21 protein-coding genes are annotated in these 24,496 nt (G+C 61.3%); 13 read left to right on the forward strand and 8 right to left on the reverse strand.

The genetic code is table 11. The annotated features are described in order from the left end of the window. Positions 1-41: 41 nt before the first annotated feature. The 4 genes from AAIL67_RS19745 to AAIL67_RS19760 all read right to left on the reverse strand — a co-directional run bounded on the left by AAIL67_RS19745 (position 42) and on the right by AAIL67_RS19760 (position 5,329). Entirely contained in the window at positions 42-1,364 is a 1,323-nt protein-coding gene (locus AAIL67_RS19745) for a sigma-54 dependent transcriptional regulator (protein ID WP_343484642.1), read from the reverse strand. A gap of 13 nt (positions 1,365-1,377) precedes the next feature. Beyond that, entirely contained in the window at positions 1,378-3,240 is a 1,863-nt protein-coding gene (locus tag AAIL67_RS19750) for an ATP-binding protein (protein WP_231905772.1), read from the reverse strand. A 61-nt stretch (positions 3,241-3,301) separates the two neighbouring features. Next, a complete protein-coding gene (locus AAIL67_RS19755; RefSeq protein ID WP_039050781.1) occupies positions 3,302-4,597 on the reverse strand; it encodes a dicarboxylate/amino acid:cation symporter in 1,296 nt (431 codons plus the stop codon). Positions 4,598-4,906: 309 nt separating this feature from the next. Next, entirely contained in the window at positions 4,907-5,329 is a 423-nt protein-coding gene (locus AAIL67_RS19760; RefSeq protein WP_063661292.1) for a thioesterase family protein, read from the reverse strand. Positions 5,330-5,586: 257 nt separating this feature from the next. Here AAIL67_RS19760 and AAIL67_RS19765 point away from each other — a divergent pair, with 257 nt between their 5' ends. Beyond that, positions 5,587-7,290: an electron transfer flavoprotein-ubiquinone oxidoreductase gene (locus AAIL67_RS19765; protein ID WP_034355525.1), complete on the forward strand. Its 1,704-nt coding sequence runs from the start codon at positions 5,587-5,589 to the stop codon at positions 7,288-7,290. Here AAIL67_RS19765 and AAIL67_RS19770 read toward each other — a convergent pair. Next, positions 7,279-7,437: a hypothetical protein gene (locus AAIL67_RS19770; protein ID WP_156367901.1), complete on the reverse strand. Its 159-nt coding sequence runs from the start codon at positions 7,435-7,437 to the stop codon at positions 7,279-7,281. The genes AAIL67_RS19765 and AAIL67_RS19770 overlap by 12 nt on opposite strands. A 395-nt stretch (positions 7,438-7,832) precedes the next feature. Here AAIL67_RS19770 and AAIL67_RS19775 point away from each other — a divergent pair, with 395 nt between their 5' ends. The 9 genes from AAIL67_RS19775 to AAIL67_RS19815 all read left to right on the forward strand — a co-directional run bounded on the left by AAIL67_RS19775 (position 7,833) and on the right by AAIL67_RS19815 (position 19,022). After that, positions 7,833-8,801, forward strand: coding sequence for an ABC transporter substrate-binding protein (locus AAIL67_RS19775; protein ID WP_034355528.1), 969 nt, complete (start codon positions 7,833-7,835; stop codon positions 8,799-8,801). Between the two features lie 116 nt (positions 8,802-8,917). After that, positions 8,918-9,799: an ABC transporter permease gene (locus AAIL67_RS19780; protein WP_012838434.1), complete on the forward strand. Its 882-nt coding sequence runs from the start codon at positions 8,918-8,920 to the stop codon at positions 9,797-9,799. A gap of 134 nt (positions 9,800-9,933) precedes the next feature. After that, the gene (locus tag AAIL67_RS19785; protein ID WP_003064901.1) at positions 9,934-10,728 is read left to right on the forward strand and encodes an ABC transporter ATP-binding protein; all 795 of its coding nucleotides are present in this window, start codon (positions 9,934-9,936) and stop codon (positions 10,726-10,728) included. A gap of 535 nt (positions 10,729-11,263) precedes the next feature. Then, positions 11,264-12,739, forward strand: coding sequence for an amino acid permease (locus AAIL67_RS19790; protein ID WP_034361973.1), 1,476 nt, complete (start codon positions 11,264-11,266; stop codon positions 12,737-12,739). A gap of 185 nt (positions 12,740-12,924) precedes the next feature. Next, complete coding sequence (locus AAIL67_RS19795; RefSeq protein ID WP_034379410.1) at positions 12,925-14,301, forward strand: DUF1329 domain-containing protein; 1,377 nt, start codon at positions 12,925-12,927, stop codon at positions 14,299-14,301. A 476-nt stretch (positions 14,302-14,777) separates the two neighbouring features. Continuing rightward, entirely contained in the window at positions 14,778-16,493 is a 1,716-nt protein-coding gene (locus tag AAIL67_RS19800) for a SulP family inorganic anion transporter (protein ID WP_034355603.1), read from the forward strand. Positions 16,494-16,533: 40 nt separating this feature from the next. Further along, positions 16,534-17,328, forward strand: a complete 795-nt coding sequence (locus tag AAIL67_RS19805; protein WP_051517656.1) for a GGDEF domain-containing protein — start codon at positions 16,534-16,536, stop codon at positions 17,326-17,328. Positions 17,329-17,377: 49 nt separating this feature from the next. Further along, entirely contained in the window at positions 17,378-18,184 is an 807-nt protein-coding gene (locus AAIL67_RS19810) for a MinD/ParA family protein (RefSeq protein WP_034355541.1), read from the forward strand. Between the two features lie 52 nt (positions 18,185-18,236). Then, entirely contained in the window at positions 18,237-19,022 is a 786-nt protein-coding gene (locus AAIL67_RS19815) for a sulfurtransferase (RefSeq protein WP_003064888.1), read from the forward strand. A 149-nt stretch (positions 19,023-19,171) separates the two neighbouring features. Here the strand turns inward: AAIL67_RS19815 and AAIL67_RS19820 are convergent, their stop codons facing one another. The 3 genes from AAIL67_RS19820 to AAIL67_RS19830 all read right to left on the reverse strand — a co-directional run bounded on the left by AAIL67_RS19820 (position 19,172) and on the right by AAIL67_RS19830 (position 21,074). Next, positions 19,172-19,726 (reverse strand): flavodoxin family protein, encoded by a 555-nt coding sequence (locus tag AAIL67_RS19820; protein ID WP_034355547.1) that lies wholly within the window; start codon positions 19,724-19,726, stop codon positions 19,172-19,174. 169 nt (positions 19,727-19,895) lie between these two features. Continuing rightward, complete coding sequence (locus AAIL67_RS19825) at positions 19,896-20,303, reverse strand: DoxX family protein (protein ID WP_012838442.1); 408 nt, start codon at positions 20,301-20,303, stop codon at positions 19,896-19,898. Positions 20,304-20,372: 69 nt separating this feature from the next. Next, positions 20,373-21,074, reverse strand: coding sequence for a pirin family protein (locus tag AAIL67_RS19830; RefSeq protein WP_003064881.1), 702 nt, complete (start codon positions 21,072-21,074; stop codon positions 20,373-20,375). A gap of 121 nt (positions 21,075-21,195) precedes the next feature. Between AAIL67_RS19830 and AAIL67_RS19835 the strand changes: the two genes are divergently transcribed. From AAIL67_RS19835 to gluQRS, 3 genes are all read left to right on the forward strand, one after another. Then, the gene (locus tag AAIL67_RS19835; RefSeq protein WP_034410166.1) at positions 21,196-22,134 is read left to right on the forward strand and encodes a LysR family transcriptional regulator; all 939 of its coding nucleotides are present in this window, start codon (positions 21,196-21,198) and stop codon (positions 22,132-22,134) included. Positions 22,135-22,267: 133 nt separating this feature from the next. Next, on the forward strand, positions 22,268-23,383 hold the full coding sequence (locus AAIL67_RS19840) for an FAD-dependent oxidoreductase (protein WP_034379415.1): 1,116 nt from the start codon (positions 22,268-22,270) through the stop codon (positions 23,381-23,383). Positions 23,384-23,424: 41 nt separating this feature from the next. Further along, complete coding sequence (gluQRS, locus tag AAIL67_RS19845) at positions 23,425-24,483, forward strand: tRNA glutamyl-Q(34) synthetase GluQRS (RefSeq protein WP_343484644.1); 1,059 nt, start codon at positions 23,425-23,427, stop codon at positions 24,481-24,483. Positions 24,484-24,496 lie beyond the last annotated feature (13 nt).

A 24,496-nucleotide genomic window follows, 5' to 3' on the forward strand; every position in this document is an offset into this window, starting at 1 on the left:
CGAGCCTGCTGAGCCGCGTTCATGGCTCGGTCACAGCCCGATCACAGTCCGTACTTGCGGATCTTGTCGTGCAGCGTGGTCTTGGGGGTGTGCAGCGCCTGCGCCGTGCGCGTCAGGCTGCCTTCGTTGTTGCGCAAGGCTTCGGAAATCAGGGAACGCTCTATGGACTCCATGGTTGCCGCAAGCGAAGCCGCTGCCTCGGGCGCCGTACCGGACGGGGACAGGCCGGCATCCAGCCCCAGCGTGATGCGCTCGGCCGTGTTGCGCAGCTCGCGCACATTGCCTGGCCAGTCGTGGGCAAGCAATGCCTGCAGACGCTGCGGCGTCAGCTCTGCCACGGGACGCTGGTGGCGAGCGGCGGCCTGCAACGCGAAATGCTCGAACAGCAGCGCAACATCCTCGCGGCGCTCGCGCAGCGGGGGCAGGTTCACCGTCACCACATTGAGACGGTAGTAGAGATCGGAGCGAAACAGGCCCTGACGGCTGAGTTCCAGCAAATCGACCTTGGTTGCAGCAATCACACGGCAGTCGACCGGAATGAGCGTGTTCGAGCCCAGGCGCTCCAGCACTCTTTCCTGCAGCACGCGCAGCAGCTTTGCCTGCATGGGCAGGGGCATGCTTTCGATCTCGTCAAGAAACAAGGTACCGCCGCTGGCATGTTCGATCTTGCCGATGCGCTTTTTGCCCGCGCCGGTAAAGGCCCCGGCCTCGCTGCCGAACATTTCGCTGTCAAACAGCGTCTCCGGCAGGCCGCCACAGTTGACGGCAACAAAATTGCCGCTCTTGCGCCGGCTGGATTCATGTAGGCTGCGCGCGACTCTTTCCTTGCCGGTGCCCGTTTCCCCCCAGATCAGCACATCGGCCTCGCTGGCCGCAAGGCTCTGCAATGTGCTGCGCAGCTGCTGCATGGGAAGCGAGCGCCCCAGCAACTGGTGCTCCAACACATTCCGACTTTGTAGCTGCTGGCGCAGGCTGCGCACCTCCAGCACCAGGCGACGGCGCTCCAGCGCACGGCGCACGGCTTCCACAAGGCGCTCGGGCGCAAACGGCTTTTCCAGAAAATCGGCGGCGCCATCCTTCATGGCTTGCACGGCCATGGAGATATCGCCGTGCCCGGTGATGAGAATCACGGGCAGTTCGGCGTCCAGCACGCGGGCGGCGGCCAGCAGCCCAAGGCCGCTCATTTGCGGCAAGCGGATGTCGCCGACCACGATGCCGGCAAAATCCGGGGACAGGTGCTTTTGCGCCTGCTCGGCACTGCTCACACAGATGCAGTCCAGACCTTCGAGGCGCATGGTCTGCTCACAGGCCATGGCGACATCGGCATCGTCTTCAACGATCAGGACTTTGAGGGAAGGGTTCATGGGCTGCAGGCAATCAGGACAGCGGCCGAGTATCCACCAAGGGCAGGCTCAGCGTGAAGATGGCCCCGCCTTCCGGATGGTTGCCGCCGGTCAGGCTGCCGCCTGCGGCCTGGGCAATCTCGGCCGACAAAGGCAGGCCCAGACCCAGGCCCAGTCCCTCGGGCTTGGTCGTGAAAAAAGGCTCGAACAGTCGCGCTTGCGCCTGATCGCTGAGTCCGGGGCCATGATCGCGCACCGTGATCTGCGCCCAGGCACCGCAACGGTTGCAGGCAATTTCCACGCACCGCGTATTGCCGCCTTGCACAGCGTCCAGCGCATTGCTCAGCAGATTGATCAACACCTGCTGTACGCGATTGGCATCGCACCAGGCGCTCAGCTCAAGATCCGAGGGCTGTCGCACGATCATGACGCCGCTTTGGGCAATGCGCGGCTCCATGAGGGACAGGGCGCCATCGACCACCTTGGCCAGTTCAACCTGCTCGGGCTGGCCGGCGGACTTGCGGGCAAAGTTGCGCAACTGCCCGGTAATACGCCCCATGCGCTCGGTCAGCTCGGCCATGCGCTGCAGATTGCTTTGCACCATCTCGCTCTGACCACGTTCCAGAAAGCGCTGACTGTTGCCGGCCAGCGCCCGCAAGGCCGCCAGGGGCTGATTCAGCTCATGGGCCACTTCCGTGGAGAGCTGACCGATGACGGCCAGTTTGCCTGCCTGTACCAACTCGTCCTGCGCCGCGCGCAGCGTGGTCTCGGCCTGCATGCGCTCCATCACCTCCTGCTGCAGCGCCACATTGGCACTCTGCAGATCGGCTGTGCGCTGCTGCACCTTGTTTTCCAGCACCTCGTTGGCCTGTTTCAGAGCTTGCTGGGCCGCCAGTTGCTCACGCACATGTCTGCGCCGCTGGTACAGCAAAGCTCCCAGCAAAAGCATCAACGCAATCAATGCCCCCGTCACCCAGGCGCGACTGGCCGCCAGTTGCAAGGCAACGCTCAGGGGGGAGAGCACGGTAATCTGCCAGGGCGTGCCGGCCATAGGTCTGGACTGGGCCAGAAAGCGGCCTGCGCTCTGGTCTGCCGCAGCGTCCTTGACATCGGGAATGCTCACCTGCCTGACGCCAGTGACATTGCTCATGCCACGCCAACCCAGAGGCCGCAGGTTCAGACGGTTGTATTTCTGCGAAGCTTCCAGCTCGGCACGCCTTGCCTCATCCAGCGGCAGCAAGGTCGCAAAGCGCCAAGCCGGCATATTGCTGAGAATGACCACGGTATTTTCGTCGCTGACCAGTACCGGAGACTCTGCGCTGGCCCAGGATTGCTCGAGCTGCGCCAGCCCGACCTTGACCACCACCACGCCATGCATCTCGCCCTGCCCTAAGGTAGTGGTCAGGTAATAGCCGGGCTCACCGCGCGTGGTGCCTACGCCGAAGTAGCGCCCGCGCCCTTCTCGCAATGCCTGCTGGACATAGGGCCTGAAACCGAGGTTCTCGCCCACAAAACTGTCGGCGCGGCGCCAATTGCTGGCAGCCAGCACATGACCGTCGTGATCGAGCATGTAGACGCTGAGGGTGCCCGCACGACGGCTCAGTTCCTCCAGATAGAGATTGGCGCGAGACTGCAGTCTTTCGTCGCCCGGCGATTGCAGCAGCGACAGGATCTCGGGCTGCAGGGCCACTACATCGGGCAGAAAGGCAAATTTGTCGATCTCGCGCCGCAGACTGGCAGCATAGAGATCGAGGCGGTTGTTGCCGGCAGCCACCACGGTCTCGAGACCGATCTTGACGAAGCCCTGATAGCCCAGCCAGCCGCCCAGGCTGCTTGCAGCCAGCCAGAGCAGGATCAGCAAAACAGCACGCAGGCGCGGGGGCAGGAAAGCTAACATGGTGCGAACCATGGTAGCAGCGCCCGGCACTGCAGGGGACAGGAATCCGGGCAACGGACGATCAGGCTCGGGCGCGAATGGGCTCGGGCATCAGCTGTGGCTCGACAGCCAGATCTGCGCAGGACTCCTGCTCTTCGTCGCCTTCCCATTTGGCAACCACGGCCGTGGCAATGGCATTGCCCAGCACATTGGTCAATGTACGGCCCATGTCCAGGAAGTGGTCGATGCCCAGAATCAGCAGGATGCCCGCTTCCGGCAAACCGAACATGGGCAGCACGGCGGCAACCACCACGAGCGAGGCACGAGGCACGCCGGCAATGCCCTTGCTGGAGATCATCAGCACCAGCAGCATGGTCAGCTGCGCGGTCAGCGACATCTCGATGCCATAGGCCTGAGAGATGAAGATGGCCAGGAAGGTGGTGTAGATCATGGAGCCATCGAGGTTGAACGAGTAACCCAGAGGCAGCACAAAGCCTGTGATACGCGGCTTGATGCCGAATTTTTCCAGCTGCTCCATGAGCTTGGGCAGCGTGGATTCGCTGCTGGCCGTGAAAAAGCCCACCAGCACCGGGCCGCGAATCAGCGACAGCAGACGGAAGACATCCTTGCCCAGCACCAGATAGCCGGCACCGATGAGCAGCACCCACAGCGCGGCCAGCGCAATATAGAAGCCCAGCAGGAATTTGCCGAACACCAGCAGCATGCCCAGTCCGTGGGTGGCAATGGTGCCGGCGACAGAGCCGAACACGCCCACGGGCGCAAAGCGCATCACGTACTCGGTCACGCGCAGCATGACATGCGAGGTCTCTTCCATCAGATCGACCAGCATGTGCTTTTTCTGGTGGTTCAGGTAGCCCAGAGCGATACCGAAGAACAGCGCAAACACAAGGATCTGCAACACCTCATTGGTGGCCATGGCCTCGAAGATGTTCTTGGGGAAGACATGGGTGATGAAATCCTTGAAGTTCAGCGCACCGGTCTTCAGACCCAGGCTCTCGGCATTCGTGGGAAGCTCCACGGTCAGGCCATGGCCGGGTTGCAGCACATTGGCAAAAACCAGACCCAGAAACAGCGAGCAGAACGATGCCGCGATAAACCAGCCCAGTGCACGACCGCCCACACGGCCCACGGAGCCGGCATCGCCCATATTGGCCAGGCCCGCCACCAGCGTGGCAAACACCAGGGGCGCGATGATCATCTTGATCATGCGCAGAAATACGTCGGTAAGAATGCCGAAATAGCCGGCAATGTCTTTGGCAGTCTCCGGTGTCGCGGCGTTGGCGTGGACGAGATAGCCCACAACCACACCCAGAACCATGGCCAGCAGAACCATGATGGTCAGGCGATTGGATTTCATTTCTTGGAATCTTGGTATGCGTTGTTTGAGCCGCTGCCGGAGTCCAGGCCTTGTAGGCACCGGGTTCTGACAGAGACAACAAACCGAGACGGACCGCCGACGGAACCGAGGTTTCGTCAGCAAGGCCCAGCCCCAGTCTCACTTGGTCAGCCGCAGTGAAGCGGCGTGCCGTCCTTTAAGCACATACCGTGCCAGCCAAAAAATCACGTCCAAGTCTTTGATTTGCTTATATTCAAAATACTTTTTTGCATAACCACAATCGGTTTTCCGGACGACATCTGGATTGATGTACGGAATTCCGAACAGAACTCAGGCCGTTACCGCCGAACGTATCCAGTCCGGCAGCGCAGCGGCTTTCTGCCGGGGGAAATCCACCCAGATCACCGTGCCTCCGCCAGCGGCGCAGATGACTCCCGGCTGCGCCACACGCTCCATGGTGGCCCAGGTCTCAAAAGTGGTGCGTGCGGGATCGCTGACAAACATCTTGAGCAGCACCTCGTCGGGATACGCAAGCTGCTGATAGAAATTACAAAAGGCGTTGACGATGACCGGCCCCTGCCCCGCGGAGTCCGGATTCAGGCCCATGCCATGCATCCAGTCGATACGGGCAGTTTCCAGATAGCGAAAGTACTGGGCGTTGTTGACATGTCCCATGGCGTCCATATCGCCCCAGCGTACGGGAAAGCGCGTTTCATAGACCTGCTTCTTCAGCTCGGGCAGCTCGATTTTCATGCCGGTATGTCTCCTGATTGAACGAGATTTGCAACTGCCTCACCACCTTGTTCTAGTTTCTTTGAGGGATGGCATGCCCTGGGGCGATCACTAGCCTATGGACTTTGCCACAACACCGATTGATGCGCTGTCGCCAAATCTGCACGGTCGTGCCGGGCTGTCAGCATAGAATCGCCCGCATCGCGGTTTTTGCAGACGCACCTGCCAAGGCCGCGCACGCCAGTTTTCCCAATCCAATATCAAGCGAGACTTTCCCGATGACAAACGAAGAGATCCTGGCCCAGTACGGCCCGCGAGAGGCCATGGAATATGACGTGGTGGTGGTGGGCGGTGGCCCCGGTGGCCTGGCCACTGCCATTCGCCTCAAGCAACTGGCGGCCGAAAAAGGTCAGGATGTCTCCGTAGTCGTGCTGGAAAAAGGCTCCGAGCCCGGCGCACATACGTTGTCTGGCGCCATCATGGACCCTCGCGCGCTGACCGAGCTGATCCCCGACTGGAAGGAAAAGGGTGCCCCCCTGAACCAGCCGGTGACCGAAGACGCCATGGTCTTCCTCGGCGAGAAGAGTTCCTTGCGCACGCCCAACTGGCTGCTGCCCAAGTGCTTCCATAACGAAGGCAACTACATCGTTCGCCTGGGCTTTGTCACCAAGTGGCTGGCAGAGCAGGCCGAAGCCCTGGGCGTGGAGATCTTCCCCGGCTTCACTGCGGCCGAAGTGCTCTACAACGAAGACGGCTCCGTCAAGGGCGTGGCCACCGGCAATATGGGCATCAGCAAGGAAGGCGAGCCCACGGGCGACTTCCAGCTGGGCATGGAGCTGCACGGCAAGTACACCATCTTTGCCGAAGGTGCGCGCGGCCACCTCGGCAAGCAGATCATCGCCAAGTACTCCCTGGACGCCAACCGCGACCCGCAGACTTACGGACTGGGCATCAAGGAACTCTGGGAAATCGACCCCAAGCGTCACAAGCCCGGCATGGTGCTGCACACCGCAGGCTGGCCCATGAAGAGCGACACCTACGGCGGTGCCTTCCTCTATCACCTGGAAGACAATCTGGTCACGCTGGGCTTCATCACCGGTCTGGATTACTCCAACCCCTATCTGTCTCCATTCGAGGAGATGCAGCGCTGGAAGACCCATCCCAATATCCGCTACTACCTGGAAGGTGACGAAGCCAATGGCATCAAGCCCGGCAAGCGTATCTCCTACGGTGCCCGTGCCATCACGGCCGGCGGCATCTCCAGCCTGCCCCGCTTTGTCTTCCCCGGCGGCGCGCTGGTGGGCTGCGAAGCCGGCTTCCTCAACGTCAGCCGCATCAAGGGCAGCCACGCCGCGATCAAGACCGGCATGCTGGCCGCCGAAGCTGCCTACGCCGCCATCGTCGCAGGTCGCCAGAGTGACGAACTGACTGCCTACACCTATGCGTTCGAGAACAGCTGGCTGTATGAGGAACTGTGGAAGGCACGCAACTTCAAGGCCTGGTTCAAGAAGGGCCTGACCACCGCCTCGATCATGAACGGCCTGGAGCAGTTCGTGCTGCGCGGCAACATCCCCTGGACGCTGCATCGCAACAAGCCCGACCATGCCTATCTGAAGCCTGCAGCCGATTGCACGCCCATCGAATATCCCAAGCCCGATGGCAAGCTGACCTTTGACCGCCTCTCCAGCGTGTTCATCAGCAGCACCAATCATGCAGAGAACCAGCCTGCTCACCTGACGCTCAAGGACGCCAGCGTTCCCGTCGACGTGAACCTGACCAAGTTCGCCGGTCCCGAGCAGCGCTACTGCCCCGCAGGCGTCTACGAATTCGTCGAGGACGAAGCCAATGCCGGCAAGCAGCGCCTGCAGATCAATGCACAGAACTGCGTGCACTGCAAGACCTGCGACATCAAGGACCCGACACAGAACATCGTCTGGGTGACACCCGAAGGCGGCGGCGGCCCCAACTACTCAGGTATGTAATCCGTCCACGATTGCATTCGGCGGCTGCAGCTGCTCCGGATGCTGCTCCATAAAGCCTGCGCCAGCCATTGCTGCGCAGGCTTTTTTCATGGGCTGAATGTTTTTAGCAACGCAGGCTGCCAAATGCCCACAAATTTGCAGCATCACAGCAAAAACGCATGCCACCGCAATCGCCGCGAATCACTCAATGAAGATCGCTTGCCGGTGCAGAAAGAGCAATGTTCAAAAAACAGGCAATTGCATCAATATGCCTGCCCATATCGCACAAGGCGCAGGAAAAATGCAGTAGAAAACCAAAATCCGGCCCCGCTCAACGCAATATTGCGCGCCATTGCCCGGCTTCCACACACACTAACTCCCGCCAATTAGCGCTTTGCGCAGCTTTCATGCCATTTTTTCGCGATCATCGTATAGGGATAAACAAGGTTATCTCAATCGCGAAGACAGCCAGATCGGTGCAGTAGACTTTGCCGCGAGGCGACGCGCATCACGCACTGCCGTCTTAATTCACCTGCAACACACAACAAACGCTGGAGATACACATGAAGCAGCTGTCCTTGGCCCGCATGGGCGCACTGGCCCTGGCAATTTCCGCCATGTCGGGTGCCTATGCCGCCGATACCAAGTCCGTGGCCGTGACCGCCATTGTTGAACACCCCGCCCTGGATGCGGTGCGCGACGGCGTCAAGGATGCCCTGAAGGCAGCCGGCTACGAAGAAGGCAAGTCCCTGAAGTGGCAATACCAGAGTGCACAGGGCAATACCGGTACGGCTGCCCAGATCGCGCGCAAGTTCGTGGGTGACAAGCCCGATGCCATCGTCGCCATCGCCACGCCTTCCGCGCAGGCCGTGATCGCGTCGACCAAGACCGTGCCCGTCGTGTTCTCTGCCGTGACCGACCCCGTTGCCGCCAAGCTGGTCGCCAGTTGGGAACCCTCCAAGAACAATGTGACCGGCGTTTCCGACCTGCTGGCCCTGGACAAGCAGATGGATCTGGTCAAGCAGGTCGTGCCCAATGCCAAGCGCATCGGCATGGTCTACAACCCCGGTGAAGCCAACTCCGCCGTGGTTGTGAAGGAACTGCAGGCCCTGCTGCCCAAGATGGGCTGGACTCTGGTGACGGCTGCGGCTCCCCGCTCGGTGGACGTCTCCAGCGCCGCACGCTCGCTGGTAGGCAAGGTGGACGTGATCTACACCAACACCGACAACAACGTGGTGTCGGCCTACGAATCGCTGGTCAAGGTTGGCCAGGACGCCAAGATTCCTCTGGTAGCGTCTGACACCGACTCCGTCAAGCGTGGAGCCGTGGCCGCTTACGGCATCAACTACCGCGATCTGGGCGAACAGACAGGCCGCATGGTGGCGCGTATTCTCAAGGGCGAGAAGCCCGGCGACATCAAGCCCGAAGTCTCTACCAAGATGGAACTGTTCGTGAACCCCGGCGCCGCTGAAAAGCAAGGCGTGAAGCTGTCCGACGCGCTGATCAAGTCCGCCGCTACCGTGGTCAAGTAATCCACTCCCTGTCGCCAGCACTGCCGCTCTCAGGCGGTGCCAGCACAGCGGCAGGTGCCGTGGCAACATGGCCCTGCCGATTTTTTTAGACGTTTGCCGCGCCTGTCGCTCTCTCTATGTCTCTATTTTCCATCCTCGGTGCCATTGAAATTGGCCTGATCTTCAGCCTGGTGGCGCTGGGCGTCTTCATCTCCTTTCGCTTGCTGCGTTTCCCCGATCTGACGGTCGACGGCAGCTTTCCCCTTGGCGGTGCGGTGTGCGCCATTCTGATTTCCACGGGCACCAACCCCTGGCTGGCCACGCTGGCCGGCACGGCAGCCGGTGCCGTGGCGGGCTTCATCACAGGCTGGCTCAACGTCAAGCTCAAGATCATGGACCTGCTGGCCTCCATCCTGATGATGATCGGCCTGTACTCGGTCAACCTGCGCATCATGGGCGGCCCCAATGTGCCGCTGATCAACGAACCCACTCTGTTCACCATGCTGCAGCCGGCGAATATTGACGACTATGTGATGCGCCCCCTCATCATGCTGGGCTTCGTCATCGTGGCCAAGCTGGCTCTGGACTGGTTCTTTGCCACCGAACGCGGTCTGGCCATCCGCTCCACGGGCTCCAACGCCCGCATGGCCCGCGCCCAGGGCGTCAACACCGGCGCCATGATTCTGCTGGGCATGGCAATTTCCAATGGCCTGGTCGGTCTGGCCGGAGCGCTGTTCGTGCAGACGCAGGGCGGCTCCGACATCTCCATGGGCATCGGCACCATCGTCATCGGTCTGGCGGCCGTGATCGTGGGCGAAACCATCCTGCCCTCGCGCAAGATCATCTGGGCCACGCTGGCCGTGGTGCTCGGCGCCGTGGTCTACCGCTTCTTCATCGCTGCGGCCCTCAATATCGATGCCATCGGCCTCAAGGCACAGGACTTGAATCTGGTGACGGCAGTGCTGGTGACCATCGCACTGGTGATTCCGCAAATCAAGAAAAAGCTGAAGAGAAAGTAACCCCCTGAGCGGCTTTGCCGCGTCCCCCAAGGGGGACGATGGCCTTTGCTGCGGGGCGGCCCTTGCTGGCCCTCTCGCCAAGGAACTGCAGCACTAACAAATGCTGCGCCCTCAGTGACTGATCGGAATACATCATGCTGAACGCACAAAACCTCGAACTCACCTTCAATCCCGGCACGCCGATCGAGACCCGCGCCCTGCGCGGCCTGTCGCTGTCCATCCCCGACGGTCAGTTCGTGACCGTCATCGGCTCCAACGGCGCAGGCAAGTCCACATTTCTGAACTGCGTCTCGGGCGACCAGAGCGTGGACAAGGGCAAGATCGAAATTGCCGGCATCGACATGACGCGCATGCCGGTATGGTCCCGCTCCAAGCAGGTGGCCCGCGTGTTTCAGGACCCCATGGCCGGCACCTGTGAAGACCTTTCAATCGAAGAGAACATGGCGCTGGCACACGAGCGCGGCAATCTCCGCGGCCTGTCCAAGGCAGTGAAGGCCAGCAATCGCGAGCTGTACCGCGACCGTCTGGCCACGCTTGGCCTGGGTCTGGAAAATCGGCTGACCGACCGCATCGGCCTGCTCTCGGGCGGACAGCGCCAGGCCGTGAGCCTGCTGATGGCGGCGCTGCAGCCTTCGCGCATTCTGCTGCTGGACGAACACACTGCTGCCCTGGACCCGCGCACCGCGGACTTTGTGCTGCAGTTGACGGCACGCATCGTGCAGGAAGCCAATCTGACCACCATGATGGTGACGCACAGCATGCGCCAGGCGCTGGATGTGGGCACGCGTACCGTCATGCTGCACCAGGGCAATGTGGTGCTGGACGTCAGCGGCGAAGAGCGCTCCAAAATGGACGTGCCCGACCTGCTGCATATGTTCGAGAAGGTGCGTGGCGAGAAGCTCGCTGATGACGCCTTGCTGCTCAGCTGATTCAAGCCGACGGCCTGACCGCACACAGGTCACTATCAAAAAAGAAGCTGCCAGTCCTTGATAATCATTGGCCGGCGGCTTTTTTCATCTCAAGATAGAAACTATCGACAACCAACATTGACATTTCGGCATTTATTTTTGACGAAATAAAAAAGAAAACAATCAAATAGACAGATCCCTACTGAATGCAGGCCGAGTATGAAGCCACTCTCGCCGACGATTTGACGAAGATATAAGGATATTTTTTTGAATTTCCGATCCAGTCATTAATTCTGAAATATCAAACACTTAGATATCGATTCAAGCCATGGCGGCCCTGATCCACAGCTCATGCTGTACGGCTCATGCGCAAATCGCTCACAATCTGCACCCTATCGGAAGCCACTGAGCACGATGCATGTCATCGCCGTTCACGCTGACCGCTTTGATATCCGGGGACTCCTGATATCAGGGCGCAACAAACGGGCATGAGGCCGAGGCTTTTACCAGCCAGGACCGCCAAGGCTTCATGATCCGCAAAAAACCAATATCTCTCATGAGCGATAGCCAAGCAAAAACTGACAACGGTGGCTTGCACCGTTCCCTCAAGGCCCGACATATGTCGATGATCGCCATCGGCGGCTCCATCGGCACCGGCCTTTTTGTCGCCTCTGGCGCAACCATCTCGCAAGCAGGCCCCGGCGGCGCATTGCTGGCCTACATGATCGTGGGCCTGATGGTCTATTTCCTGATGACCAGTCTGGGCGAGATGGCCGCGCACATGCCAGTCTCCGGCTCTTTTGCCACCTATGGCGCCAAGTACGTGGATGAAGGCTTTGGCTTCGCCCTGGGCTGGAACTACTGGTACAACTGGGCCGTGACCATTGCCGTGGACTTGGTTGCGGCGCAGCTGGTGATGGCCTACTGGTTCCCGGGCACCAACGGCGTGCTGTGGAGTGCGCTGTTTCTGGCACTGATGTTCGGCCTGAACGCACTGTCCGCCAAGGGCTTTGGCGAATCCGAGTTCTGGTTTGCTGCCATCAAGGTCACAACGGTGCTGGTCTTCATCGCCATCGGCGTGCTGATGATCTTCGGTATTTTGCAAGGTGGCGCGCCTGACGGCATCTGGGGCAATATCGCCAACCTGAGCACAGGCGACGCGCCGTTTGCGGGCGGTTTTGCAGCCTTGATCGGCGTGGCCATGGTGGTGGGCTTTTCCTTTCAGGGCACGGAACTGATCGGCATCGCCGCCGGCGAATCCGAAGATCCCGCCAAGAATGTGCCCAAGGCCGTGCGCAAGGTGTTCTGGCGCATTTTGCTGTTCTACGTCTTTGCCATCCTCATCATCGGCCTGCTGATTCCCTATACCGATCCCAAGTTGCTGCGCAACGATCTGGGCGATATCGCCGTCAGCCCCTTCACACTGGTGTTCGAACGTGCCGGCCTGCTGGGTGCCGCCGCCGTGATGAATGCCGTGGTGCTGACCTCCGTGCTGTCGGCCGGCAACTCCGGCATGTATGCCTCCACCCGCATGCTGTATGCACTGGCCAAGCAGGGCATGGCGCCCAAGCTGTTTGCCCAGGTCAACACGCGCGGCGTGCCCGTGCTGGCATTGATCGCCACCACCGTGATTGCCGCCCTGTGCTTTCTGACCAATATCTTCAGCCCCGAAGTGGTCTACATCTGGCTGCTGAATCTGTCCGGCATGTGTGGCTTCGTCGCCTGGCTGGGCATTGCCATCAGCCACTACCGTTTCCGCAAGGGCTGCGAAGTGCAGAACTACGATATGAACCAGCTGCCTTACAAGGCAGCGGCCTTCCCCTTCGGCCCCATCTTCGCCTTTGTGCTGTGCCTGATCATCACCTTGGGCCAGAACTATGAGAACCTGATCAAGGACCAGATCGACTGGGTCGGTGCCATCGCCACCTATATCGGCCTGCCTCTCTTCCTGGTCATCTGGTTTGGCTACAAATGGGTCAAGGGCACCAAGATCGTCAAATACTCGGAAATGGATCTGAACGGCTCGCGTTAATACCTAGTCATTTTTGATCCCGCCCAAGGCAGCGCCGGCAACGGCGCTGCCTTTTTTGCGTCCTGGGCCTGCCTCGAATGCCGTCGATTAGTCTCAACAGACGATTCATGTCATGACAAATATCTGAAAAATAAATGCTCACAGGCAACGGCCTGCAAGGTTTTTTCACTAGGAAAACAAGAGCAATGCAACAAAAGACGATGAGCGCAGCACTGATGCTGTGCATAGGTTTGCTGAGCGCAGGAGCCGCCTGTGCCAAGGTTCCCGCCACGGAAGCCGACAAGCTGGGCAAGGAGCTGACCTGCACCGGCGCCATCAAAGCCGGCAATGCCGACGGCAGCATCCCGCCATTCACGGGCAAGATCCTGGGCGTTCCTCCCGGCGTGAAGTTCACCAAGTCCGTGGGACAGTTTCAGCCCGATATCTACGCCAACGAAAAGCCGCTGTTCGAAATCACGGCCGCCAATATGGCGCAATATGGCGACAAGCTCAGCGCCGGTCAGAAGGCGCTACTCGCCAAGTTCCCCACCACCATGCGCATTCCCGTCTATCCGGGCCACCGCGACTTCCGTTATGACGACGACATCTGCGCCGTCATCAAGCGCAATGCACTGGAAGCCGAGGTAGTCAACGATGGCAATGGAGTCAAGGGCTTCATGGGCGCTCTGCCCTTCCCCATTCCCAAGACCGGGCTGGAACTGCTATGGAACAACCTCATGCCCAGCCGCGCCAGCACCGAAGAGGTGGAACGCGACATGGCACTGGTGGGCGCAAGCGGCGATATCGCCTGGGGCCGCACCAGCTATATCCAGCTCAGTCGTTATGACTCCAAGGAAAATCTGGGCAAGCCCAACGAGGGAAAATACGCCTATGTGACCAATTTTTCCATCCTGCCCGAGCGCGAAAAAGGCGGAGTGATTCTGTCCATCGAGCCCATGAACTTCGGCACGGACAAGCGCCTGGCCTGGAATTACGATCCTGGCACTCGCCGCGTGCGCCAGCTGCCCGAGTTCGGCTATGACCAGCCCTCCCCCGGCACCAGCGGCAAGGCGACCATCGACTCCGAGCGCCTGTTCAACGGCGGCTCCGAGCGCTACGAGTGGACCATGCACGGCAAGCGCGAGATGTTCATTCCTGCGAACACCTTCCGCATCAACCAGCAGATGAAATACGCCGATCTGCTCAAGCCAGGTCATCCCAACCCTGCCTACACCCGCTATGAACTGCGCCGCGTCTGGGTGCTGGAGGGCAAGCTCAAGCCCGGCTTCCGACACCTGTACTCCAAGCGTGTGATGTTCATCGACGAAGACACCGGCCACGCCGTCTCGGGCGACTTCTACGACGCACGCGGCCAGTTGTGGCAGCACGGTGAAATCAATTACTACTATGCCTACGACATCAAGAAATGGCACGCGGGCACATCGTTCTACTATGACCTGAATGCCGGCTCCTATGTGAGCATGAATCTGGTCCAGGAGCGCCCCAAGGCACCGATTCTGGGCAAGGACGACCTCAAGCCCAGCCAGTACACGCCCGAGGCGATTCGCAACCTGGGCAACTGATAGACAACAGGTGGCTCAGCCACTGCGCGCACCGCACCGCAAGGTGCAAAGAGAGGCCATGAGCCTCTCTTTTTTATGGCCGCTCCTGCCCCGAAACTGGAGCGCACCCCAGCATATGCGCAGGCTGCGTGCTAGGATGAAACACGGTGCCAGCATTGAAAACCATAGCAGCTGGCGTCGTTTTTTTGTCTTCGAGTCGATTTCAACGTGAACATCATTCACAAGCAGCCAGCGACCCACCCGGTCGCATGGCAGGGCGCGAATCTGGCGGGCGACCCCTCCCGGACTCATCGGCCATCCGCCGACACCCTTGCCGCCATCGCTGCCATGCGGGCCCGGTTCGGACAACGCCTCGAGTCACTTTGGAACAAGGCGTCCCGCTCGGCCAAGGTCGCAGCCTCGTCCTGTTTTAATCCCTGCACAACAAAGCCCGACTAAGCTTGCAGACGATTTAGTTCGCCGCAATCATGACTTCCATGCAATCCCTGGCCCGATGGCTGCCCTTTCTTAATTGGCCCAAACCGACTTTCGGCCTGCTGCGCGGCGAGTTCTGGGCCGGCTTGACCGTGGGCCTGATGTTGCTGCCCCAGGGCGTGGCTTACGCCGCGCTGGCGGGCATGCCGCTGATTACCGGCATCTACGCCTCCATCATTCCTGCTGCGGTGGCCATCCTCTTCAGTCCGTCGCCCCGCCTGGGTGTGGGGCCGACGGCACTGAGCGCCTTGCTGATCGGCGCCTCTCTGACCGGCATGGCCGAACCGGGCTCGGCCCAGTGGGTGGTGCTCGCTGCATGGATGGCCATTCTGTCGGGCCTGGTTCAATGGAGTCTGGGCGTGGTACGCGCGGGTTGGCTGCTCAATCTGGTCACCTCGCCGGTACTGGCAGGTTTTACCCAGGCTGCTGCGCTGCTGATTCTGGCTTCGCAGCTGCCCACCCTGCTGGGCATGCGCGCTGACTGGTCCACCGTCTGGCATTCGCCGTCCATCTATCTGTTCAGCATCCAGTCCATCGCCTACGGCCTGGTCAGCATGGGCTTGCTGATGCTGGCCAAGAAATGGCGTCCTGCTTTTCCCTCGGCCATTTTCATTATCGGTCTGAGCGGGTTCATCAGCTGGCTCACGGGCTTCGCCGATGCGGGCGGAGCCGTGATCGGCCACCTGCCTGCGGGGCTGCCCAGCTTCCAATGGCCCGGCATGCTGGACTGGGAGCAGTTCGGCGCCCTCGTCATGCCCGTGCTGGTCATCTCCCTGGTCAGCTTTCTGGAAACCGCGTCCAGCGCCCAGGTCGAACATCAGCAGGCCGGCACGCGCTGGAACGAGAACCAGGATTTGATCGCCCAGGGCCTGTCCAAGATCAGCGCCGGCCTGTTCGGCAGCTTTGCCACCAGCGCATCTTTCTCACGCTCTGCCGTCAATCTGCTCGCAGGTGCCAGGACCGGCTATGCCAACGTGTTTTCCATTTTGCTGGTGGTTGTGGTCGTGCTCTGGTTCATTCCCTGGCTCTACCATGTGCCCCAGGCAACGCTGGCTGCCATCGTGATCACCGCCGTGCTCAACCTGGTCAAGCCCAGCGCGATTCTCAAGCTTTTCAGGATCTCCAAGGTCGAAGCCAGCATCAGCGTCGCCACGCTGGTGCTGACCATCGTCACCGCCCCGCGCATGTACTGGGGTGTGTTCGCGGGCATCATGCTCAGCCAGGCTTACTACCTCTATCACCATCTGCACCCGCGCATCATCGAGGTCGGCGAGCATCCCGACGGCAGCCTGCGCAGCCGTCTGCTTTGGCAATTGCCACCCCTGGCACCTGAAGTCGTGGCTCTGCGCATGGATGCAGACCTGGACTTTGCCACGGCCACGGCACTTGAGCGCTACGCGGCCGATGCACTGCAGCAAACGCCCCAGGCCAAAGACCTGGCACTGCTGATGCAGTCCATCAACAGCATAGACATCACCGGAGTCGAAACCTTTGCCCGACTGGAACGCCTGGTCGCATTGCGCGGCGGTCTGCTGCACGTGGTGGGATTGAAGTTGCCGGCCGAGCAAAGGCTGGAACGCGCCGGACTGCTGCACAAGGAAGGCAGCCCCATCAGGCTCTATCGCACGGATGCCGACTTTCTGCGAACGCTTGGCAATTTCCCCACAGAACTGAGTCGGATCAACGCTGACGAAAAGCCTACATCCACAAAAAGCTAGGGGTCGCTGCTACACTGACGGTCATCATTGATAGTTTGTCGTGACTTCATCCGCCCCCCACCAATCCGTGTTTTTGCGCGATCTGCGCCTTGCCACCGCACACAATCTGGTGACTCGCGCGGGCGGTAGCGATAACCGTCTGCCCACTGACACTCCCACCCATTACCTACAAGCACTCATTGATGGCTTGTGCGCACTGTCTTTGCGCGACCCCCTCACGGGGCTGGCCAACCGACGCCATTTCCGCTCCGTGATCGAGCGCGAAATCGACCGCGTGGCCCGCTCCGGAGAAACCGCACTGCTGCTGATGCTGGACATCGACCATTTCAAGCAGATCAACGACGAGCACGGTCATATCGCCGGCGATATGGTGTTGCAATCCGTGGCACAGACCCTGTCCGAAATCATTCGCCCCATGGACACCCTGGCGCGCTTCGGTGGTGAAGAATTCGCCATAGTGCTTCCGGTGTGCCCTGCGCATCAGGGCCGTGCGGTCGCCGAGCGCCTGCGCCAGGCCATCGAAAGCAACTCCATCGCTTTGTCCTCGGGCCAGTCGCTGAAGGTCACTGTGAGTATCGGCGGGGTCTACGCCCAGCAATGGATTCGCAGCACGGCGCAACTGTGGACCGAGCGTGCCGATCGCCAGCTCTACCTGGCCAAATCGGCGGGACGCAACTGCGTCTGCGTGGAGGATCCGCCCGACAGTACGGTGAGTGCCGAGGAAAAAAGCCTGCTTTTCAGCCCTTTGCCTGCCGCTTCGTTAGAGGAAAATGTCTCTGACAATACAGCACCAGACGTAAACACCGACGCCGCAAGCCAGGTCATAACGCCTTGAGACGATGGACACCTTGGCCCCTCACCCTACTTTGCCCGCTCATATATCCATGGAAGATGCCCTGCGGGCGCCTGGCCGCAACAAGCAGGCCCACATCATTGCCGTCACCAGCGGCAAAGGCGGTGTCGGCAAGACTTTCGTCTCGGCCAATCTGGCTGCTGCGCTGACGCGTCATGGCTTCAGCGTGCTGGTATTGGACGCGGACCTGGGCCTGGCCAATCTGGATGTGGTGCTCAACCTCTACCCCAAGGTCACGCTGCACGATGTGTTCACGGGTCGCTCCACACTGGAAGATGCCATTCTGACCACGCCGGGCGGCTATTCCGTGCTGCTGGCCGGCTCGGGCATGATCGAGTACTCGCGCCTGACCCCCGAGATTCGTTCCCAGTTCATGCGCACGGTGGAGTTGCTGCGCCCGCGCTACGACATCATCCTGCTCGACACCGGTGCCGGCATCTCGGATGTGGTGCTGTTCTCCGTCTCTCTGGCAACCGAAGTGCTGGTCGTGGCCACGCCCGAGCCCACTTCGCTGACCGATGCCTACGCTGCCATCAAGGTGCTGGCCCTGCAGCAAAAGCGCCAGCAGATCCGTCTGGTCATCAACCAGGCGCAACGCCCCGGCGATGGCCGCGCCATCACGGGCCAGTTGCAGCAGGTGCTCAACCGCTTCGTGACCACCGAGTCCGGCCAGCCGCTGCAGCTGACCCACTGGGGCGATATTCCCGTCGACTCTGCCGTGCGCGAGGCCGTGATGCGCCGCCAGTTGCTGCTGCAGGCCATGCCCGGAGCACCCGCATCCCTCGCAGTGGCACAGCTGTCCAATAAAATCAAGGCAGAGCTGACGGCCCCGGTCTGAGCTGCATCACCGTCGATGCAGCAGCCGCGCGGCCGCCCCCCCGGATATCGACGTGGCCGACATACTCAACATCTCCTGCTACAAATTCACGCCCCTGCCCGACGCCGACCAGCTGCGCCAGACGCTGCTGGAGCGTGCACATGACCTGAGCCTCAAGGGCACGGTGCTGCTGGCCGAAGAAGGCATCAACTTTTTCCTGGCCGGCCCTGCCCAGGCCGTGCGCAGTTTTGTGGACCAGCTGAAGCAAGACCCGCGTTTTGCCGACCTGGCTCCCAAGGAAAGCTGGTCCGAGACCGTGCCCTTTCGCAAAATGCTGGTCAAGGTCAAGAACGAGATCATCCGCATGGATCATCCCGCCATTCGACCCGCCCATGGCCGTGCGCCATCGGTCAGCCCGGCCACGCTGCGCCGCTGGCTGGAGCAAGGCCATGACGACGAGGGCCGCGAGGTGGTGACGCTGGACACGCGCAACGACTACGAAGTGGACGAAGGCGCGTTTGCCGGCACGATCGACTGGCGCCTGAGCAAGTTCACCGAATTCCCGCCCGCACTGCGCCAGCACAAGGACGAATTCGCGGGCAAGACCGTCGTCAGCTATTGCACTGGCGGCATCCGCTGCGAAAAGGCCGCCATCCTCATGCAGGACGAAGGCATCGAAAACGTCTACCAGCTCGAAGGCGGCATCCTCAAATATTTCGAGGAGACCGACGGCAAGTTCTACGACGGCGGCTGCTTCGTCTTTGACGGTCGCGACTCGCTGGGCACCGATCTGTCGCGCACCGAGCTGGTTCACCCCCGCCCCATCAAAAAGCATCTGATGGAGCAAGACGCGGAGTAAGCAGCGCCAAGATGGCGCTCAACGCTACTATCAAAAACTAAGCGGCTAGCGCTGGCTCAGGCTAAGTTTCAGAAATATTCATCTCTGAAACTCCTGCAGGAGCAGCGCTAGCCGCTTTGAATTGGATAGCACCCAACTTAGCCGAACGCTTATCTGGCCCAGCGTGCTGCAGCCTTGGCCACGCGCTCGCCAAACTGGCGTGCGGTTTCCAGATCACCGCCGGCCATCTCGCCGGCCGATGAGTCAGAGGGCGACTGCGCCATGGCACCGCAGAAACTGCCCATCCAGTTCACATCGTTGCGCTGGGCAGCCTTGGTATTCGAAGGCAGCAGGCCCAGCCCCACCCACACGCCGCCATGCTGCATGGCCAGGTGGTAGAAATAATCGAGCGTGACCTGCTTGTCGCCCTGCACGCTCGCGCTGTTGGTAAAGCCGGCAAACAGCTTGTCCTTCCAGGCCTGGGCAAACCAGGCCTTGGACGAGGCATCGGCAAATTTCTTGAATTGCCAGCTCGGAGCGGCCATATAGGTCGGCGCGCCGAAGACGATGGCATCGGCCGCAGCCAGCTGCTCCCAGCCGCCCTCGGGCAGATTGCCATCGGCGTCGATGGCCAGCAACTGTGCGCCCGCGCCCTGGGCCACGGATTGCGCCATGCGCTGGGTATGGCCGTAGCCGGAGTGGTAGACCACAACGATATTGCTCATGATTTCTTCTTTCCTGCTTGCATCGGCGCGGCCATCCGCCGCGCCATCCTGTATCTGTACCAAATAAAGGCCCGCCGGATTGACACCCGGCGGGCCTTGTCTTGCGAGAGCGCGCTAGCTTATCAAAGCTATGACCGCTTGCGCACGTTCAGCTTGTGCTCTTCATGCTTCAGCCTTTGCGGCCGTCCACGCTCCAGGCACCTGCCCCATGGGCGGCGTAGCCAAGCAGGCCCCCGACCACGGCGATGTTCTTCCAGAACAGCAGCTGCTGCATCATGGCGGCCTCTGCGGGCACGCCCCAGAAGTTATGGAAGAAGAAGCTGGCGATCAGCGTGAAAAATCCCAGGATCAAGGCCGCGCAGCGCGTGTGCCAACCCAGCAATATGGCCAGACCGCCCACGATCTCGATCACCAGGCCCACCGCCACCGCTACCTGAGGCATGGGCATGCCCGCCGATGCGGCATAACCCACGGTGCCCGCAAAGCCACTGATTTTCTGAATGCCTGCTGGCAGAAACAGCAGGGCAATCAGCACACGGCCCACCAGGTCCAGAGGATTTCGCAATTGATTCAACATTTAAACTCCAGTCATTGCGACCAAGGGCCGCGTTGGTTCATATCAGTACAAGCCTTGAAATCGTCAGACTCAAGGTTCCAGGTCAAACACCAGAACTTCCGCAGCCCGGCCATTGGCAAGGCGCAGGCGCTCCTCATTTTCAATAAGTGCAGCGTCGCCGCTTGTCAGCTTTTGTCCATTCACGTCCAGCTCGCCACGCACCAGGTGCACATAGGTCTTGCGACCGGCTGGCAGGGCCACATCGGCAGCCTCTTCTGCATCGAACAGACCGGCATACAAGCGTGCATCGGCATTCATGGGAACCGAGCCCTCGGCACCGTCAGGTGAAGCCACCAGACACAGACGTCCACGCTTTTGCGCCTCGCTGAATGTCTTCTGGGCATAGCCTGGCTCGATACCCGTCCGTGCGGGCAGCAGCCAGATCTGCAGAAAGTGCGTGGTCTGCTCCTTGGCATAGTTCTGCTCGCTGTGCACCACCCCCGAGCCCGCGCTCATGCGCTGCACCTCTCCAGGCAGGATGGGAGTTTCATTGCCCATGCTGTCCTTGTGCGAGAGCGCACCTTCGAGCACATAGCTGATGATTTCCATATCGCGGTGGCCGTGCGAGCCAAAGCCTGTGCCGGGGGCAATCCGGTCTTCGTTGATCACGCGCAGATTGCCGAACCCCATATGGCGCGGGTCGTAGTAACCGGCAAACGAAAAGCTGTGATAGGACTTGAGCCAGCCGTGGTCAGCGTAGCCGCGTTCCTGGGATTTGCGCAGAGTCATCATGGTGTGCTTCCTTTCGTTCAAGTGACTGTCTCTATGGGCTCTACTGTAGAAGTCACCTGCCAGGCTGTGGCTGAACGGCGTTGATGGCATCATTCAAACTGTTTGAATCATCAATCTCACCATGCCCAGCTCCCGCGATGTGCTCACCCCCGACAGCCTGGCCATGCTGCAGGCTATTGCCGAAACCGGCAGCTTTGCCGCCGCTGCGCGCTCCCTGGGCCTGGTGCCCAGTGCGCTGACCTACCGCGTGCGCCAGATCGAAGATGCGCTCGATGTGCTGCTGTTTGACCGCAGCTCGCGCCATGCCCAGGCCACGGAGGCCGGCCAGGCCCTGCTGCGCGAAGGCGCCCGCCTGCTGCAGGAGATCGATGCCGTGGCGCACCGCGTCAAGCGCGTGGCCACGGGCTGGGAGCCGCAGCTGACCATCGTCATCGACGGGGCCGTGGCCCGCACGCCCATCTTCGAGCTGGTCGAAGCCTTTTATGCGCTGACCCCGCCCACCACACTCAAGCTGCGTGACGGCATTCTCAATGGCACGCTGGAAGTGCTGACCAGCGGCCATGCCGATCTGGCCATTGGCGTGGCGGTCAACACCAGCAATGTCTCAGAGCTGCAGACGCGCGAAATCGGGGAGATTGATTTCGTCTTCGCCGTCGCGCCGCACCACCCTCTGGCCAGACTCGACGAGCCGCTGTCCGACGAGTTGCTGCTGCGCCATCGCATGGTGGCCGTGGCCGACTCCGGCGTGCGCACCAACACCAGCTTTGGCCTGGTCAACGGCCAGGACGTGCTCACCGTGGACAGCATGCAGGCCAAGCTGGAGGCCCAGATACGCGGCATTGGCGCCGGCTTTCTGCCACGCGGCATGGTGCAGGCCTATCTCGATGCCGGCCTGCTGGTCACAAGACAGGTGCAGCGCGCCAGTCGCAATCTGCGCCTGCACTATGCATGGCCCGGCCCCGCCCACCGTACGCCTGGACGTGCCCTCCAGTGGTGGCTGACGCAACTGGAAAGCCCCGCCACGCGCAAGGCGCTTATGGAAAACCATCACCGTCAATAAGCTGCTGCGCGTCGCAGCCATCACGCGGGAGGTGTAGAGTGAGTTGCGCTGCAACAATTCAGCACAAGCAGCACTTGCTATCTTTTGGATAGCTGCTACGCTAGAACTCAAACGGTGTCGAAAAGGCTTTTTCATGAATGCTTCCCGCACTCGCGCGTCCGCAACTGCCTCCGCTTCTTCCCCTTCCCCGCATACCGGTGCCAAGCGCATTGCCGTCATCGGCGCGGGCATTGCAGGTCTGGCCTGTGCCCGCACGCTGATGCAGGCCGGGCACGACGTCCATGTCTATGAGCGCCTGACCCAGGCCGGCGGACGCATGCGCTCGGTCAGCGGCCCCTACGGCAGCTTTGACATCGGGGCCCAGTTCTTCACCGTACGCGACCCGCGCTTTCAGCAAGTGCTGGACACCACGCCCGGCAATCTGCGCGCCTGGAGCCTGAACAGCGTGCAGACCCGCAACGCCCAGGGCCGCAGAGTCGACAAGCACACGCCGGTGCGCGAGACCCACTGGGTCGGCATGCCCGATATGCAATCGCTGCCACTGGCCTGGGCAGCGCCGCTATGGGATGCCGGACGCCTGCATCTGGGCCAGTCCCTGCGCGCCATGAGCCACCACATTGCCAGCGGCAGCAACCACAGCCGCCACCAATGGTCCCTGATGCTGGATACCGAAGACCACGGCCCGCAGATTGCTGCCGACTTCGATGCCGTGGTGCTGGCCGTGCCAGCGCCCGTGGCCGCGCAGCTGCTGCAGACCGCACCGCAGGGGGCGGCCCTGGCCAGGACCCTGGCCCCTGTGGAAATGGCCCCCTGCTGGGCCATGACGCTGTCCTACCCCATGGCCGCGCAGGCTGGACTGACCACACTGGGCCCGCAGTGGAATGCCGCACGCAGCACGCATGAGCGCGTTGCCTGGGTAGCCCGCGAGTCCTCCAAACCCGGCCGCGCCCAGACCGAGCGCTGGACGATTCATGCCAACCCGCTGTGGTCCAACGAGCACCGCCACGACGACGCCACGCGCGTGCTTGCCAAGCTGCAAAAGGCCTTCGGCGAGATCACGGGCATCCGCGTTGCGCCGCGCCATGCCAGCGTCTACCTCTGGCAGCATGCCCAGACGCTGGCGCCCCTGGGCAGGCCGTTCAGCCACGACCCCTCGGTCGGCCTGAGCCTGTGCGGGGACTGGTGCATAGGCATGCGGGTGGAAGACGCTTTTGTCTCGGGTCTGGAAATGGGGCTGGCCCTGGCCTGAGCCAACTGCGCGCAGTCAAGGGGCGTAAGATGGCGTCCCTCATGACTGCGGCCCTCTCCCGTTCCTCCTCCAGCGCTCCCTGCACGGGGCCATATATCGGGCGCTTTGCGCCCTCTCCCACCGGGCCGCTGCATGCCGGCTCTCTGGTCGCGGCACTGGCCAGCTGGCTGGATGCACGCGCCCACCACGGACGCTGGCTGATTCGCATCGAAGACATCGATCCGCCACGCTGCCAGGTTGGTGCCGACCAAGAAATCCTGCGCCAACTGGCCGCCTGCGGCCTCCACTCCGATGCCCCCGTGGTCTGGCAGTCGCAGCGCCATGCACTCTATGAAAAAGCGCTGCAACAGCTGCAGGCGCAAAAAATGGCCTACCCCTGCGGCTGCACGCGCAAGGACATCGAAGCCGCCTGGCTGGCACAGGGACTGACTCACGAGCGCCATGTGGAGCGGCCCTACCCCGGCACCTGCCGTCATGGCCTGCAAGGCAAATCTGCCAGAGCCTGGCGCTTTGCGCTGGAGCAGCAGGTACATGACTTACAAAAGAATCAACCCGAAACACCCTACCAACAAGCGCAAGCAGCTACGCAAAGCATAGCAATCGGGCACTCTTGCCTGGAAAGCAAGCGCCCCGTGCTGCACTGGCAGGACCAACGTCTGGGCGCCCAGCAGCAAAACCTGCTCGCCAGCGTGGGCGACTTTGTGCTGCGCCGAGCGGACGGGCTCTGGGCCTACCAGCTGGCCGTGGTCGTCGACGATGCCGAGCAAGGCATCACCGATGTGGTGCGCGGCGAAGACCTAGCCGACAACACCCCTCGCCAGATCGCGCTGCAACACGCCCTGGGTCTGACCCAGCCGCGCTATCTGCACACGCCGCTGGTCTGCATGGAAAACGGAGAAAAGCTCTCCAAACAGCATGGCGCACCCGCCGTGGATGTCAGCCAGCCGCTGACCGTGCTTTCTGGCGCGGCGCAGCAGCTCGGCCTGCCACAAGCGCCCGCAGCCGCATCCTCCAGCAGCGAAAGCCCCGCAAGCGCCTTGCCTTTGGCGCTGGACTTCTGGGTCCGGTGCTGGCGCCAAACCTACAATATCGCCCCGTGACTTCTTCAAATCC

It is taken from the genome of Comamonas sp. A7-5 (genome assembly GCF_039581385.1).
In the GTDB taxonomy this organism is placed as follows: domain Bacteria; phylum Pseudomonadota; class Gammaproteobacteria; order Burkholderiales; family Burkholderiaceae_C; genus Comamonas; species Comamonas thiooxydans.